Origin of the sequence: Terrabacter sp. BE26 (assembly GCF_041941675.1) — a bacterium.
Lineage (GTDB): Bacteria > Actinomycetota > Actinomycetes > Actinomycetales > Dermatophilaceae > Terrabacter.
Genome location: NZ_CP090122.1, coordinates 2,883,490 through 2,898,129, shown reverse-complemented (window position 1 = coordinate 2,898,129; position 14,640 = coordinate 2,883,490). Strand labels below are relative to the sequence as shown.

Genomic DNA, 14,640 nt, shown 5'->3' with positions numbered 1-14,640 from the left:
CGGACCCGGGCCTCGGGGGTCAGGACAGACGGTGACGCAGGCGCCGGAACGCGCGCAGGTCCTCAGGGTGCGGACGCAGCAGCATGATGAAGACGAGGTAGACCACGACACAGGTGGTCACTCCCACGACGAGCGACGCCACCCAGTTCTCGATGAGGTGGTCGACCAGCAGGCCCACACCCGCCGCGGGCAGGGCCGCCAGCATGATCTTGCCGGTCGAGGCCCCCTCTGCGCGGACGCCGACGATCTTCCAGGCCTGGATCACCTTGATCGCGTTGACGACGATGATCGATGCGCTCCAGGCCACTGCGGCACCCACGATGCCCCACTGCGGGATGAGGAGCAGGTTCAGCCCGATGTTGGCGACGAGAACGAGAGCGTTGTCGAGGAGACTGAGGCCGACTCTGCCCGACATGTTGAGCACGACGCCGCACGGTCCGGCGGCTGCACCGACGAGCTGCCCACACGCGAGGATGACCGTCACGGCCGCGCCCTCGGTGAACCCACCGCCGAAGACGGCGAGCAGCTGCTGCGGAAACACGAGCAGCACGACGAAGGCCGGCATCGACAGGAGCAGCGTCCAGCGCGTCGCGCTGCCGTAGGCCCGAGCCGCGCCGGCGTAGTCCTGGGAGTGGTGCAGGTGGGCCATGTGCGGTGCGAAGGTCGCCGTGATGGGCGGCAGGACGAAGACCGCCAGCGTGACCAGTCTCGTCGCGACGCTGTAGACGCCGACCTGACCGGCGTCGGTCATCGCCCCCAGGATCAGGGTGTCGGCCCAGATCAAGCCGGTGGCGGCAAGAGCGGACGCCCAGCTGATCATCGAGAACGACATGATGTCCCTGATCGTGTAGACGGCTCGGCCCTGCGGCACGTGCTTCATCCGTAACCAGAGCGCCGCCAGGGCGAGAAGAACCGTCACCCACGACGCGATCACCAGCGACCACATCGCCCCGAGATACCCGTAGCCCAGCCACAGGGCCGCGATGGTCAGGACCAGACGCAGGACCGGGTCGAAGATGCGACCGATGACCGTGTACGCCTTCTGGGTCCGCCACCCCTGGGTGGCCGCGAGCGCCGCCTCGGACAGCGCGTGCGCAGGCAGCGTCAGCGCCACCAGGCGAACCCCCGTCTCGAGCTGCTCGTCACCCATGATGCGGGCGATCGTGGGCGCGAGCAGACCCAGCGCCACCGCCAGCGCGAGCGAGCCCCCCGCGGTGATCCCCATCCCGAGCCGCACTGTGCCACGCAGTCGCGACACATCCGCGTCGGCCAGGTGGATCGCGACGAAACGGGTGAGCCCGGAACGGAATCCGGCCAGCGCCAACAGGCCGAGCAGGGAAAGGAGCGCGAAGCACTCGGCATACCGCCCGACGTCGTCCTTGCCGAGCACGTGCGCGAGCATCGTCACGATGGCGAAGAGGGCGGACTGCTGGAGGATGGCGCCGAGGATGTTCAGCCCGCCGCCCCGAGCCATCCTGTCGCTGTCGGCGCGACGAGCCGACTTCGCCGTCGAGGCATCCACGGACGAATCGGTGCTCATCGGGGTGCGGTCTGGCGCTCGTCCCCGAGCTCGAAGGCTGCGCGCGCCTTCGCCCGGCGCTGGCTCCGGGCCAGGGCGGGGAAGCCGTTGGCGCGCCGGACGACCATCCACGCCGTCGGGGCCACGAGGATCGAGGCGAGCAGGGCGACCCCGGTCGCGGTGGTCCCGAGCCCGAGGAGCTTGAGCGCCGAGGCGAGGAGGACGAAGGCCAACACCCGCCGGATGAGACCGCCCGGGGCGCGGGACGAGAGCCGTGCCCCGAGCCAGGCTCCGGGCACGCAGCCGATGAGGAGCGAGGCGGTGAGTGCGAGGTGGAAGTCACCGAAGAAGACGTGGGCCACCGCCGCGGCGGCGACCAGGGGCACGGCCTGCACCAGATCGGTCCCGACGAGCTGGCTGGCACGGAGAGCGGGATAGAGGGCCATGAGGGCGATGATGATGAGCGAGCCGGAACCCACCGACGTCATCCCGACGACGAGTCCGCCCACCGCACCCACCAGGATCGTCGGCAGCCGGCGGATCGTGACCTCCGGCCGCTCCTGCGGGAGCGGCTCGGCTCGACCGTCACGCCGACGAGCCCGCTCCAGCAGCCTGGTGTAGGCACGGAAGGCCAGGCCGAAGGCAGCGATCAGGAGGGCGACCCCGAGGGCCACCTGGACGGTGTGCTGGATGGCGGCGTCGTCGCCCAGCAGCTTCACCGCGACGACGCCGAGACAGGCCATGGGCACGGAGCCCACGCAGAGCCACTTCACGAGGGCCAGGTTCACCGTGCCGCGCCTGAGGTGGACGGCCGAGCCGACCGGCTTCATGACGGCCGCGGCGACGAGGTCCGACGACACGGCCGTCAACGGTGGTACGCCGAACAGGAGCACCAGCACGGGCGTCATCAGCGCGCCGCCTCCCATCCCGGTGAGACCGACGACGATGCCGATCCCCAGCGAGGCTGCGACCAGGAGCCAGTCGATGGTCATGAGGTCCCCGTTTCCAGCCAGCCCCCGCCGGCCAGGTAGTCGAAGAGTCGGTCGACCGCGGCGGCACTGGACAGCGCGGTCGTGTCGATCGTCAGGTCTGCGTCGGTGGGCGCCTCGTAGGGGTCCGAGATCCCGGTGAAGCTGGGGACGAGCCCCGCCCTGGCTTTGGCGTACAACCCCTTGAGGTCGCGCCGCTCGCACTCCTCGAGAGGCGTGCTGACGTGGACCAGCACGAAGTCGCCGACCTCGCCCACCATGGCGCGGACGTCGTCGCGCGCCCGGGCGTAGGGGGCGACGGGCGCGCAGATCGCGACGCCCCCGTGACGGGCCACCTCGGCCGCCACGAAACCGATCCGCCGGATGTTGAGCAGGCGGGACTCGTGGTCGAACCCGAGGCCCTGCGAGAGGAGCTGACGGACGACGTCGCCGTCCAGGAGCGACACCGTCCTGCTCGTCTCGCGGCTGATCCTCGCCGCCAGGGAGCGAGCCAGGGTCGACTTGCCCGAGCCGGACAGGCCCGTGAACATCACGACGAGACCGCGCCGGGAACGCGGCGGCCGCCAGCGGCTCAGGGCAGCTCGGTCGTCAGGGTGCAGGCACGCCGACACGACGTGGTGGTCCAGCCTGTCGACGCGTCGACCCTGGGGCCGACCGTCCAGCTGTCCGTCGTGCTGTCCGTCGAGCTGTCCGTCGAGGAGGCCCACCACCTCCCGCCACGCTTCTGCAGCGTCGTCGAGCCGCAGGTCGTCGCTGAGGACGAGGACGTCGCGAGCGCCGACGTGCGCCGCGAGGGCTCCCACGAGCGCCTCGTCGCTGACCGGGTCACGCCTCGGCAGCGGCGCGGTCGCGACGTCGACCCGGACGCCCTCGCACCCGCTGCAGACCCGGTCGACCGAGCGAGCAGCCAGCTGTGCCATGAGCAGCGTGGGCACCCCTGCGGTGTCGACGGCCTGGTCGGGCACCACCACGAGCACCCGGGCGCCGTGGTCGCCCCGGCGCACGCCGTGCAGGAACATCTCGAGCCGTCGGTCGTCCCACGTCAGGGCCGGTCGGCCGAAGACGACCAGGCCGCCGTAGGCACCCCCCGCGAGGTCGAGGTCGAGGGCCAGCGCACGATCGGGTCCGCTCTCGCGCAGCCGTTCCCGCGCGACCGTCCCGGTCACCACCACCTGCTCGCCGTCGGCGAGGGCGGCGGGACCGGTCCGCAGCGCTGTCAGGGAGGCAAGGGGGGTGTGCTCCTGGTCGACGAGGGTGATGCCACCGGCCGCCGTCGCCAGTCGTGCCAGGTCCGCGTCGACCAGCAGGCCGGCGCAGACCGGTCCGCCGGTGCGGGCAGGCCGGCGGGTAAATGCCGCGACGGGACCGCCCAGGAGGTGCCCGCTCGGCAGGACGCCGCCGAGGACGAGCTCCACGTCGCGGATCTCCGTCGCCGACATGGTGAGCACCGGCACGGCCGTCGTGATCGTCATCGCGGCCTCCCCTGCCGTGCGTCCACCGTGCGGACGTAGAGCTCCTCGAGCCGGTCGGTCGCTGCGTCCCACGAGTAGTGCTCGAGGACTCGGCTCCGCAGCTCGTCGCCCGAGGCCGCAGGGACGCCGGCGAGCACCTGCTCCAGGGCCGCCCTCAACGAGTCGACGTCCCCGCGGGCGAACAACCGGTGGGCCGGTGACCCGGCGCCGAGGATCTCCACGTGCGGGGCGATGTCGCTCGCGACGACGGGGCTGCCGTTCGCGATCGCCTCGAGCAGCGTCAGCGGCAGGCCCTCGAGGTCGGAGGGCTGCACGAAGACGCCGGCGCGCTGGAACAGCTCGTCGAGGTGTCGGCCTCCCACGAACCCCGGGAACACGACCCTCGGGTCGTCGCCGGCGAGCTCGCGCAGCTGGGCGCTGTACTCGGGGGTGAAGGAGGTGTCCCCGACGATGGCCACCTGCCGGATCCGTCGGCTCCCCAGGACGGCCTCGATGAGCAGGTCGGGTCGCTTCTCGGGCACGAGCCGGCCGACGAACAGGGCGTACTGACCCGGAACGAGCCCGAGCGACCGCGCGAACGCGCTGTCGTCGGTGAGGACGGGGGTCGGGACACCGTTCGGGATGCACGTGACCGCCTTCGCGAAGTGCTCGCCGTAGTGGGCGGCCAGGCTCTGCGAGACGACCACGGTGTCGTTCGGCACCCGGCCGCTCATCCAGTGCGCGACACCCAGGACGGCTCGCGCCGGCCCTCCCCACTTGTCCCGCTGGTGGTCGAGGCCGTGCACCGTCAGCACCACCGCAGCACCTGAGAGGTATCGCGGCACCGGGGACAGCAGGGCCGGGCCGAGCGCGTGGTAGTGCACGACGTCCGGACGCCGGCCCAGCGCCATCAGGGTCGAGGCCGCGCTGTGCACGATCGCGTCGAGGTGCTTCGTGGCGACGGTCGGGGCCTCGACCAGGGTCATGCCGCGGTAGGTGTGCGGCGTGCCGGTGCCGTAGGACGACCGGCAGAACACGAGCACCTCGTGGCCGCGGGACGCGAGTCGGCTGCCCACCTCCTCGACGTGCTTCTCGACGCCGCCCATCTTCGCCGGCAGCCCCTTCTGGCCGACCATCGCGATGGTCAGCGGCCGCCTCCCGCGCCCGGCAGCCCGGGACGGCGCGGCACCCGCTGCCGCGCCCGGCTGCGACGAGACCCTGAGGTCTCCCGGCTCGAGGTTCACCGGACGTTGTCGGCGATCATGCCCGCAGCCACCGTCCGGTTGGTGGCCTCGTCGATGAGGACGAAGCCGCCGGTGTTGCGGTTGCGGGAGTAGTCGTCGGCCATCAGCGGGACCGTGGTGCGAAGCCGCACCCGGCCGATCTCGTTGAGGGCCAGCTGGTCCGCCTGCTCGTCACGGTGCAGGGTGTTGATGTCCAGGCGGTACTGCAACGCCTTGACGATCGTGCGCGCGGTCCGGGTCGTGTGCTTGATGGAGTACTTGCCCCCGAGACGCATCGGGGACGACTCGTCCATCCAGCAGACCATCGCGTCGAGGTCCTGGGTGACGGTCGGCTGGTTGTGCGGCCGGCAGATCATGTCACCGCGCGAGACGTCGATCTCGTCCTCCAGTCGGACCGTCACCGACATGGGCGGGTAGGCCTCCTCGACCTCTCCGTCAGCGGTCTCGACGGTGAGGATCCGGCTGGTGAACCCGGAGGGCAGGACCATCACCTCGTCGCCCTTCTTGAGGGTGCCTCCGAGGACCTGGCCGGCGTACCCGCGGTAGTCGTGCCAGGCGTCGGACTGTGGACGGATCACGTACTGCACGGGGAAGCGGACGTCGATCAGGTTGCGGTCGCTGGCGACGTGGACGTTCTCGAGGTGGTGCAGCAGGCTGGGGCCCTCGTACCACGGCATGTTCTCCGACCGCGTGACGACGTTGTCGCCGTTGAGCGCGGACACCGGCATGACGGTGAGGTCGGGCACCCGCAGCTTGGCGGCGAACTGCGTGAACTCGTCGCGGATGCTCTCGTAGACCTCCTGCGAGAAGTCGACGAGGTCCATCTTGTTCACCACGAGGACGAGGTGGGGCACCTGCAGCAGCGTGGCCAGGAACGCGTGCCGCCTGCTCTGCTCGACGAGCCCCTTGCGGGCGTCGACCAGCACGAGCGCCAGGTCGGCGGTCGAGGCGCCGGTCACCATGTTGCGGGTGTACTGGATGTGCCCCGGCGTGTCGGCGATGATGAACTTCCGGTTGGGCGTTGCGAAGTAGCGGTACGCCACGTCGATGGTGATGCCCTGCTCGCGCTCGGCGCGCAGCCCGTCCGTGAGCAGCGCGAGGTTCACGTGCTCGTCACCGCGCTCCCGGCTCGCCCTCTCGACGGCGTCGATCTGGTCGGAGAAGGCGGTCTTGGTGTCGTAGAGCAGGCGCCCGATGAGCGTCGACTTGCCGTCGTCGACGGAGCCGGCCGTGGCGAAACGCAGGATGTCCATCAGAAGTACCCCTCACGCTTGCGGTCTTCCATTGCGGCCTCACTGAACTTGTCGTCGCCGCGGGTCGCCCCACGCTCGGTCACCCTGGTGGTCGCGACCTCCTCGATGACCTTGTCGACGGTGTCGGCGTCCGAGCGCACGGCGGCCGTGAGGCTGGCGTCGCCGACGGTCCGGTACCGCACGCGGACGGTCGAGACCTGCTGACCGGGCCGGGGCCGCTTGTGCTCGTGGACGGCATACAGCATCCCGTCGCTCTTGAAGCACTCGCGCTCGTGCGCGTAGTAGATGGAGGGCAGCTCGATGCCTTCCTCGCGGATGTAGTGCCAGATGTCGAGCTCGGTCCAGTTCGACAGCGGGAAGACGCGGATGCTCTCGCCCCTGTTGATCCGGCCGTTGAACAGGTTCCACAGCTCGGGCCGCTGGTTCTTCGGGTCCCACTGGCCGAACTCGTCGCGGAAGGAGAAGATCCGCTCCTTGGCGCGCGCCTTGTCCTCGTCGCGCCGGGCCCCGCCGAAGATCGCGGTGAAGGCGTGCTTCTCGAGCGCTTCCAGCAGCACCGGGGTCTGGATGCGGTTGCGGGTCCCGTCGCGCGGCTCGGTGACGCGGCCGTTGGCGATCGCCTCCTCCACACTGGCGACGATGAGCTGCACGCCCAGCTCGGCGACCCGGCGGTCCCGGAAGGCCAGGACCTCCTCGAAGTTGTGGCCCGTGTCGACGTGCATGACCGGGAACGGGATCCGTGCGGGGTGGAACGCCTTCTGCGCGAGGCGCAGCATGACGATCGAGTCCTTGCCCCCGGAGAAGAGCAGCACCGGTCGCTCGAACTCGGCGACGACCTCGCGCATGATGTGGATGGCCTCGGATTCGAGGACCCTGAGCTGGCTCAGCTGGTATTCGGGCGCTTCCCGATTCACTGCACTTCCCCCTTGGTGAGCTCTTCGATGACTGACAGCAGGTGGTCCGCGTGCTCGGGACGGCAGACCAGGAGGTCGGGCAGCCGAGGGTCGGACTGGTTGTACCGAAGCGGCGACCCGTCGATCCGGCTCGTGTGCAGTCCCGCGCTGCGGGCCACCGCGACCGGCGCGGCCGAGTCCCACTCGAACTGCCCACCGGCGTGGACGTATGCGTCGACCGTGCCGTCCAGGACCGCCGTGGCCTTGACGCCGGCGGAGCCCATCGGCACCAGCTCGGCGTCGAGCCGCGCGGCGAGAGCGGTCACGAAGGTCGGTGGCCGAGTACGACTGACGGCCAAGCGAATCGGGCCTTCGGCCCGTGCCTGCAGGGCCGGCGGCTCGTCGGTCGCGAGGGTGTCACCCATGGCCGGGCGCGCCACGGCGCCGGCGACGAGCTCGCCCGCCTCCCACAGTGCGACGTGCACGGCCCAGTCCTGCCGAGGGATCTCAGAGAACTCGCGCGTCCCGTCCAGCGGGTCGATGATCCAGACCCGGTCGGCCGCGAGCCGGGCGGCGTCGTCGGTCGCCTCCTCGCTCAGCACCGAGTCGGCTGGTCGGTGCTGTCCGAGCTCCGCCGCCAGGTGCTGCTGCGACCTCAGGTCCCCCGCCGCCTTGAGCGCGTCCGGCTCGAGGGCGGCCCCGTCCCGGCGCAGCTGGAGCAGCACGCGCCCCGCCGAGTCCGCGAGCCGGCGCGCCAGACGCGCGTCCGACAACGGACCGTCGTCACCCCCCGACGACGTGTCGTGCTCCTGAATCTCGTTGTGCCCCTGCGGAAAACTCATGTCGTCCCCCCCGCCGCGTCTGATGTTGGACGCGTCGCATCACCGTCACGCGCTGTGGCACCTGTGACGGTGTCTGCGCGTTCCGTGGCCCCCCGGCCCGCTTCCGCCTGGGCTCCGTGTCGGTGCCCAGCTGCGTAATGAGATTCATGCTAGGACCGGGCGACAGGTGTGTCCGGGGTTTTGGGCAAACGCACGATTTGGACGTGCCCGCAGGCGCCACGGTCCTCGCGTTCAGCGGATGTCCCGTGCGGGCAACGGGACTCGCGTGGAGGGGGCTCCGGTGAAGCGAGGAGGGGCTCCGGGGAAGGCAGGTGAGGCCGCCTTGGCGGAGCCTCTCAGCGTGGAGCGTGGAAGCGCTGCTGGGCGTCGAGGAGACCGACCTCGATGAGGGCCTCCACGGCATCGGCCCCCTCGTCGAGCAGGAAGGGCAGGACCTCCGTGCGCTCCGACCTGGAGAAGTCCTTCAGCACGAAGTCGGCGGGGTCCTGGCGGCCGGGCGGGCGGCCGATGCCGAGCCGCACGCGCAGGTAGTCGCGGGTGCCGAGGGAGCGGGAGATGGAGCGCAGGCCGTTGTGGCCGCCCTCACCGCCTCCCTGCTTGAGCCGCACGAGTCCTGCCTCGATGTCGAGCTCGTCGTGGAGCACGATGGTCCGGTCAGCCGGCACGTCGTAGTACTTCGCGAGGCCGGCGACGGCAGAGCCGGACTCGTTCATGAACAGCGAGGGGACGGCGAGCACGACCTTGGGACCCGCGACCTCGAGGCGCGCCTCGGCCACGCGGGCCCGGGCGCTCTTGTGCGCCTTGAACCCGGCGCGCCCGCCGACAGCGCGGCCGGCCAGCTCGTCGACCGCCATGGCGCCGACGTTGTGCCGGTTGCCGGCATACCCGGGCCCGGGGTTGCCGAGCCCGACGACGAGCCAGGTGTCCATGGGGTCCTCGATCGGTGGTCAGGTGGTGGAGGTGCGGGTGCGGCCGCGGGTCCCGTCGAGCCGGAGCTCGGACGGGACCCGCGTACGCGTGGTGTGGCGCGAGGCGCCACGGCTGTTCGTGCGGCTCAGGCCTCGTCGCCCTCGGCAGCAGCGGTCTCGGCCTCGGCCGACGCGCCCTCGCCGGCCTCGGCGGCAGCGCCCTCCTCGGACTCCTCGCGCTCGATGCCGGCCTCGGCCTCGGCCTCGGCGAGCTCGGCCTCGAGGGCCTCGGCGGAGATGGCGGCGGTGACGTTGACGACGAGCGCCTCGGCGTCGGTGACGAGCGTGGCGCCCTCGGGCAGCTGGATGGCTCCGGCGAGGACCTGCGTGCCGGCCTCGAGGCCGTCGACGGAGACGACGAGGTTCTCGGGGATGTCCGTGGCCGGGACCTCGACCTGCAGGGTGTTGTGGTCGAGCGTCACGACGGTCTCGGGGGCGGCCTCGCCCTCGACGTGGACGGGGACGTCGACGGTGACCTTCTCGCCCTTGCGGACGACGACGAGGTCGACGTGCTCGATGACCGGCTTGATCGGGTCGCGCTGCACGTCCTTGGCGAGGGCGAGCTGCTCGTTGCCGTCGATGACGATCGTGAGCAGGGCGTTGGCCTGCTTGAGGGCCATCATCGTGTCGTGGCCGGGCAGGGAGATGTGCACGGGGTCGGTGCCGTGGCCGTACATGACGGCGGGGATGTTGCCGGCGCGACGGATCTTGCGTGCGGCGCCCTTGCCGAAGTCGGTGCGCTTCGCGGCGACGAGCTTGCTGTTGTCAGACACGGGGGTCTCCTGGGTATCTCGGATGAGGCGGTCTCTGGTGGTCGGCCTCGACGCGGGACGACGCGCGGTGGTTCGGCAGTGACGGAGCAGGAAGGCCGTGAGGTCCGCACGCAGAGGCGAACCCGGCCGTGGAGAGCTCCACGTCAGGCCACCGCGTCGATCACGGACCTCGTGACGCCTGCCGAAGCAGCCGTGCACCGTCCCTCGCCGAGGCAACTGCTCGATCCTAGGCGACGAGGCGCCCGGGGCGAAATCCCACCCGCGGCCCTCGTGCTCAGATCGTGGGAACGGGTCGCGTCAGGACCTGCTCGTCACGGTCCGGCTCCGACGCAGGCCGCTCGTCGACGCGAACGGCGACGAGTCCCGCGACGATGAGCACCCCGCCGAGGAGCTGGACGAGGGTGGGCAGCTCGGCCAGCACGAGCCACGCGAAGACCACGGCGAAGAGGACCTCTGTCAGCGCCACGAACGAGGCGACCTTGGCGCCGAGCAGGCGAACCGCCGCGATGCCGGACACGTAGGCGAAGGCAGCCGCCACCAGCGCGATGACGAGAACCGGCACCCACCAGGGCAGGACCACTCCCCCGAGCGGCACGCGCTCGGCGCCGCGGGCCATCCGCAGAACGCCCAGCCAGCCGGCCAGCCCGAGCGACAGCGTGCCGACCAGCAGGCCCCCACCGGCCAGGGCCAACGGTGGCACGTCCTCGTCCACGTGGTCCGCCAGCAGGAAGTAGAGGACGAGGCAGACGGCGGCACCCAGGCCCCAGACGACCCCGACCGCGCTCACACTGCCCCCGTCGAGCACGTCCAGCACCAGCAGGAGGCCGGCGACCGCCAGGGCCACACCGACCGTCGTCAGCCGGCGCGGCCGCTGGCCATGCCTGGCCCAGAGCCAGCCGACGATGAGGACGGGCGCGAGGTACTCGAGCAGCAGGGCGACACCGACCGACAGGTGCGTCACGGCGTTGAAGTAGGCGAGCTGGCAGCCCGCCACGCCGGTCAGTCCGTAGCCGACGACCACCCAGCCGTTGCGACGCAGGGCGCCCCACCGACCGCGGAGGGACCAGAGCGCCGGGCCCAGCAGGACGACCGCGGCCAGCGCGATGCGCATCGTGACCACCGCACCCGGCGACCAGCCCGCGACGAGCAGCGACTTGCCGAAGGCACCCGAGGTGGCGAACGCGGCCGCCGATGCGAGCGCGGTCGCGACACCGGCGAGAGGGTGACGCACCGCACCTGCTGTCTGCTCCGCCATGAGGCTCACCATCCGTTCGTGCCGAGCCGTGTCAGCACCGAAAGCGATTACACTCATGACGTTACCGTCCGTGCCCGTCAGGAGTCAACATGCTTTTCACTCATGACACAGAGGTGGCCCTCGCGGCCGCGGCCGCGCTGGTCAACACCATGCCGGGATCGGTCCCCGGTGACAGCGACCCCGACCGCCTCACGTCCGTGGAGGAGCTCGAGTCGCTCTACCGCGCGCAGGGCTGGACCGGCCGCCTGGACCGCGACGCCGCCGAGCTGGAGGAGGTGCGCGCGCTGCGCCCCCGGCTGCGCGAGCTCTGGGAGCTCGACGAGCCCGCAGTCGTGGCCCTCGTCAACGAGCTGCTCGCCGAGGCCCGAGCCCTGCCGCAGCTCGTCGACCACGACGGGCTCGGATGGCACGTGCATGCGACTCCGGCCGACGCCCCGCTCGCCCAGCGGATGGCCGTCGAGGCCGCCGTCGCGGTCATCGACGTCGTGCGCACCGGCGAGCTCGCCCGCCTCCGGGTGTGCGAGGCCGAGGACTGCGACGACGTCGTGGTCGACCTCTCCCGCAACCGCTCGCGTCGCTTCTGCGAGGGCGGCTGCGCCGCACGCGCGCACACCGCCGCCTACCGGGCTCGCGTCGCCCACAGAGCAACGTCACGCGTCTGACCCCGGGCGCCCAGGGGGCGCAAGGCCGAACGGGTACGCCCGTCTACACGACGACGAGAGGGCGTATGCCGCAGGCGAAGGCCCGCGGCATACGCCCCCTGTCGTCGTGAGAGCTCTCCGGCGTCAGGCCTTGCCGTCGAAGAGGCTGGTGACCGAGCCGTCCTCGAAGACCTCGCGGATCGCCATCGAGACGAGCGGGGCGATGGAGAGCACCTCGAGCTTGTCGAAGCGGCGGTCGTCGGGGATCGGCAGGGTGTTGGTGACGATGACCTCCTCGACCCGGCAGGCCTTGAGGCGGTCGACGGCCGGGCCCGACAGGATCGCGTGCGTCGCGGCGATGACGACGCTCGCCGCGCCCTGCTCCATCAGCGCGTCCGCGGCCTTGGTGATCGTGCCCGCAGTGTCGATCATGTCGTCGACGAGCACGCAGGTGCGGCCCTTGATCTCACCGACGACGCGGTTGGCCACGACCTCGTTGGGCCGGTTGATGTCGCGGGTCTTGTGGATGAAGGCCAGCGGAGCACCGCCCAGACGCGAGCTCCAGTCCTCGGCGACCTTGATGCGACCGGCGTCGGGAGAGACGACCGCGAGGTCGAGGTGGCCGTACTTGCGACCCACGTAGTCGGCGAGGATCGGCATCGCCATGAGGTGGTCGACGGGGCCGTCGAAGAAGCCCTGGATCTGCGCGGTGTGCAGGTCGATGGCCATGAGCCGGTTGGCACCGGCCGTCTTGAACAGGTCGGCCATCAGGCGGGCCGAGATCGGCTCGCGACCACGGTGCTTCTTGTCCTGCCTCGCGTAGCCGTAGAACGGCAGGACCACCGTGATGCGCTTGGCCGAGGCGCGCTTGAGCGCGTCGATCATGATGAGCTGCTCCATGATCCACTCGTTGATCGGCGCCGTGTGGCTCTGGATGACGAAGGCGTCCGAGCCGCGCACCGACTCCTCGTAGCGAACGTAGATCTCGCCGTTGGCGAAGTCGTAGGCCGAGGTCGGGACGAGGTCCGTGCCGAGCTCCTTGGCGACCTCCTGGGCCAGCTGCGGGTGCGCCCGGCCGGAGAAGACCATGAGGTGCTTCTCGGTGGTCTTGTTGATGCCGCTCATCCTCGGGCGTCCTTCGTCTCGATATGCGTCTCGGTGTGCGTCTCGGTCTGGGGCTCACTGGGGCGCGTGGTGTCCGGGTCGGCCGCAACGGTCGCCTGCGCCGCCTGTGCGGCTTCCTCGGTCTTCGTGCCGGCGCGGCGGCGCGCGACCCAGCCGTCGACGTTGCGCTGCTGCGCGCGTGTGACGGCGAGCTGTCCGGGGCCCACGTCGCTGACGACGGCCGAGCCGGCCGCGACGTAGGCGCCGTCGGCGATGGTGCGCGGCGCAACGATGACCGAGTTGCTGCCCACGAAGCTGTGGGCCCCCACGTTCGTGCGGCCCTTGGTGACGCCGTCGTAGTTGGCGAAGATGGTGCCGGCCCCGATGTTGGCGCCGGCACCGATGGTCGCGTCGCCGCAGTAGGTCAGGTGCGGCACCTTGGCGCCCTCGCCGATGTCGGCGTTCTTGGTCTCGACGAAGCCGCCGATCTTGCCTCCTGCGCCGAGGCGGGTCCCGGGGCGCAGGTAGGAGAAGGGCCCGACGGTGGCGCGCGGCCCGACCTCCGCGAGCTCGGCCTGCGTGCGCACCACGCTCGCCCCGTCACCGACCTCGACGTCGACCAGGGTGGTGTCCGGGCCGATGGTGCAGTCGCGGCCGATCGTGCTGGCCCCGAGGATCTGCGTGCCGGGGTGCACGACGGTGTCGGGCCCGATCGTCACGTCGGCGTCGAGCCAGGTGGTCGCGGGGTCGATGACGATGGCGCCCTCGCGCATGGCCTGCTCGACGATGCGCCGGTTGAGCTCCGCGCCCAGGCGGGCGAGCTGGACCTTGTCGTTGACGCCCTCGGTCTGCCACAGGTCGGCCACGAGGTGCGCGCGCACCGACAGACCCCGGCCGCGGGCGATGGCGACGACGTCGGTGAGGTACTTCTCCCCCTGGGCGTTGTCGGTGCCCACCTCGGCGAGCGCCTCTCGCAGGACGGCCGCGTCGAACGCATACAGGCCGCTGTTGACCTCGCGGATCTCGCGCTGCTGCTCGTCGGCGTCCTTCTGCTCGACGATCGCCGCGACGCCCCCGTCGGGGTCACGGATGACCCTGCCGTAGCCGCTGGGGTTGTCGATGGTGGCCGTGATGAGCGTGACGGCGTTGCCCGACGCGTGGTGCTCCTCGACGAGGCCTTGCAGCGTCTCGCTCGTCAGCAGGGGCACGTCGCCGTAGGTGACGACCACGGTGCCGGACAGGTCGCCGGGCAGCACGTCGAGCGCGCACTCGACGGCGCGGCCGGTGCCCTTGACTTCGTCCTGGTCCGCGACGAGCGCGTCCGGGTCCACCTGCGCCACGTGCTCGGCGACGCGGTCGCGCTCGTGGCGCACCACGACGGCGAGGTGCTGCGGGTTCGTGCCCCGAGCCGCCCGGATGGCGTGGGCCACGAGGCTTCGGCCGCCGATCGTGTGGAGGACCTTGGGGGTCGTGGACTTCATGCGTGTGCCCTCACCGGCGGCGAGGACGATCACGGCGGTGGGCCGTAGATCGCTCACAGGGCGCAGCTCCTTTTTGGATCGGGGTGCACTCGGGGTGCGAACGACCCCGACCCGACCGGGCGCCGGGGTGCGCCGCAGCCATGCTACTCGCGGGGAGACGGACCCCTTGCCCGGGCGTGAGGGCGCCGTGACGCCGCTCACAAGCGCGGGCGCGTAGGGGCCGTATG

13 protein-coding genes are annotated in these 14,640 nt (G+C 71.2%); 1 reads left to right on the top strand and 12 read right to left on the bottom strand.

What is annotated here, in order from left to right; genetic code table 11:
- Positions 1–19 precede the first annotated feature (19 nt).
- The 10 genes from LQK93_RS13375 to LQK93_RS13330 all read right to left on the bottom strand — a co-directional run bounded on the left by LQK93_RS13375 (position 20) and on the right by LQK93_RS13330 (position 11,244).
- Complete coding sequence (locus LQK93_RS13375; RefSeq protein ID WP_374968269.1) at positions 20–1,540, bottom strand: flippase; 1,521 nt, start codon at positions 1,538–1,540, stop codon at positions 20–22.
- A complete protein-coding gene (locus LQK93_RS13370) occupies positions 1,537–2,511 on the bottom strand; it encodes a sulfite exporter TauE/SafE family protein (RefSeq protein ID WP_374968268.1) in 975 nt (324 codons plus the stop codon). Before LQK93_RS13370 ends, LQK93_RS13375 begins: the two co-directional genes overlap by 4 nt.
- Complete coding sequence (gene cysC, locus LQK93_RS13365) at positions 2,508–3,980, bottom strand: adenylyl-sulfate kinase (protein ID WP_374968267.1); 1,473 nt, start codon at positions 3,978–3,980, stop codon at positions 2,508–2,510. The genes LQK93_RS13370 and cysC overlap by 4 nt, the downstream gene beginning before the upstream one ends.
- Positions 3,977–5,203: a glycosyltransferase family 4 protein gene (locus LQK93_RS13360; RefSeq protein WP_374968266.1), complete on the bottom strand. Its 1,227-nt coding sequence runs from the start codon at positions 5,201–5,203 to the stop codon at positions 3,977–3,979. The genes cysC and LQK93_RS13360 overlap by 4 nt, the downstream gene beginning before the upstream one ends.
- Positions 5,200–6,456 (bottom strand): sulfate adenylyltransferase subunit 1, encoded by a 1,257-nt coding sequence (locus LQK93_RS13355; protein WP_374968265.1) that lies wholly within the window; start codon positions 6,454–6,456, stop codon positions 5,200–5,202. The genes LQK93_RS13360 and LQK93_RS13355 overlap by 4 nt, the downstream gene beginning before the upstream one ends.
- Positions 6,456–7,301 (bottom strand): sulfate adenylyltransferase subunit CysD, encoded by an 846-nt coding sequence (gene cysD, locus LQK93_RS13350; protein ID WP_374971509.1) that lies wholly within the window; start codon positions 7,299–7,301, stop codon positions 6,456–6,458. The genes LQK93_RS13355 and cysD overlap by 1 nt, the downstream gene beginning before the upstream one ends.
- 65 nt (positions 7,302–7,366) lie before the next feature.
- Positions 7,367–8,191 (bottom strand): 3'(2'),5'-bisphosphate nucleotidase CysQ, encoded by an 825-nt coding sequence (locus LQK93_RS13345; RefSeq protein WP_374968264.1) that lies wholly within the window; start codon positions 8,189–8,191, stop codon positions 7,367–7,369.
- A 335-nt stretch (positions 8,192–8,526) separates the two neighbouring features.
- Positions 8,527–9,120 carry an aminoacyl-tRNA hydrolase gene (pth, locus tag LQK93_RS13340; protein ID WP_374968263.1) on the bottom strand — a complete coding sequence of 198 codons (594 nt, stop codon included), beginning with the start codon at positions 9,118–9,120 and terminating at the stop codon, positions 8,527–8,529.
- Between the two features lie 125 nt (positions 9,121–9,245).
- Positions 9,246–9,932 carry a 50S ribosomal protein L25/general stress protein Ctc gene (locus LQK93_RS13335; RefSeq protein WP_374968262.1) on the bottom strand — a complete coding sequence of 229 codons (687 nt, stop codon included), beginning with the start codon at positions 9,930–9,932 and terminating at the stop codon, positions 9,246–9,248.
- A gap of 274 nt (positions 9,933–10,206) precedes the next feature.
- Entirely contained in the window at positions 10,207–11,244 is a 1,038-nt protein-coding gene (locus tag LQK93_RS13330; RefSeq protein ID WP_374968261.1) for a DMT family transporter, read from the bottom strand.
- Positions 11,245–11,276: 32 nt separating this feature from the next.
- On the opposite strand from LQK93_RS13330, the gene LQK93_RS13325 reads away from it, so the two are divergent.
- Positions 11,277–11,849, top strand: a complete 573-nt coding sequence (locus LQK93_RS13325) for a CGNR zinc finger domain-containing protein (protein ID WP_374968260.1) — start codon at positions 11,277–11,279, stop codon at positions 11,847–11,849.
- A gap of 123 nt (positions 11,850–11,972) precedes the next feature.
- Here the strand turns inward: LQK93_RS13325 and LQK93_RS13320 are convergent, their stop codons facing one another.
- Complete coding sequence (locus LQK93_RS13320; RefSeq protein WP_374968259.1) at positions 11,973–12,953, bottom strand: ribose-phosphate diphosphokinase; 981 nt, start codon at positions 12,951–12,953, stop codon at positions 11,973–11,975.
- Positions 12,950–14,470 carry a bifunctional UDP-N-acetylglucosamine diphosphorylase/glucosamine-1-phosphate N-acetyltransferase GlmU gene (glmU, locus tag LQK93_RS13315; protein WP_374968258.1) on the bottom strand — a complete coding sequence of 507 codons (1,521 nt, stop codon included), beginning with the start codon at positions 14,468–14,470 and terminating at the stop codon, positions 12,950–12,952. Before glmU ends, LQK93_RS13320 begins: the two co-directional genes overlap by 4 nt.
- Positions 14,471–14,640: the final 170 nt, after the last annotated feature.

What these genes read in the sequence shown, in the direction of transcription:
- cysC (WP_374968267.1), bottom strand. Translation starts at nt 3,980, where the DNA reads ATGACGATCACGACGGCCGTGCCGGTGCTCACCATGTCGGCGACGGAG.
- pth (WP_374968263.1), bottom strand. Translation starts at nt 9,120, where the DNA reads ATGGACACCTGGCTCGTCGTCGGGCTCGGCAACCCCGGGCCCGGGTAT.
- cysD (WP_374971509.1), bottom strand. Translation starts at nt 7,301, where the DNA reads ATGCGCGAGGTCGTCGCCGAGTTCGAGCGACCGGTGCTGCTCTTCTCC.
- LQK93_RS13375 (WP_374968269.1), bottom strand. Translation starts at nt 1,540, where the DNA reads ATGAGCACCGATTCGTCCGTGGATGCCTCGACGGCGAAGTCGGCTCGT.
- LQK93_RS13345 (WP_374968264.1), bottom strand. Translation starts at nt 8,191, where the DNA reads ATGAGTTTTCCGCAGGGGCACAACGAGATTCAGGAGCACGACACGTCG.
- LQK93_RS13325 (WP_374968260.1), top strand. Translation starts at nt 11,277, where the DNA reads ATGCTTTTCACTCATGACACAGAGGTGGCCCTCGCGGCCGCGGCCGCG.
- LQK93_RS13355 (WP_374968265.1), bottom strand. Translation starts at nt 6,456, where the DNA reads ATGGACATCCTGCGTTTCGCCACGGCCGGCTCCGTCGACGACGGCAAG.
- LQK93_RS13370 (WP_374968268.1), bottom strand. Translation starts at nt 2,511, where the DNA reads ATGACCATCGACTGGCTCCTGGTCGCAGCCTCGCTGGGGATCGGCATC.
- LQK93_RS13320 (WP_374968259.1), bottom strand. Translation starts at nt 12,953, where the DNA reads ATGAGCGGCATCAACAAGACCACCGAGAAGCACCTCATGGTCTTCTCC.
- LQK93_RS13330 (WP_374968261.1), bottom strand. Translation starts at nt 11,244, where the DNA reads ATGAGTGTAATCGCTTTCGGTGCTGACACGGCTCGGCACGAACGGATG.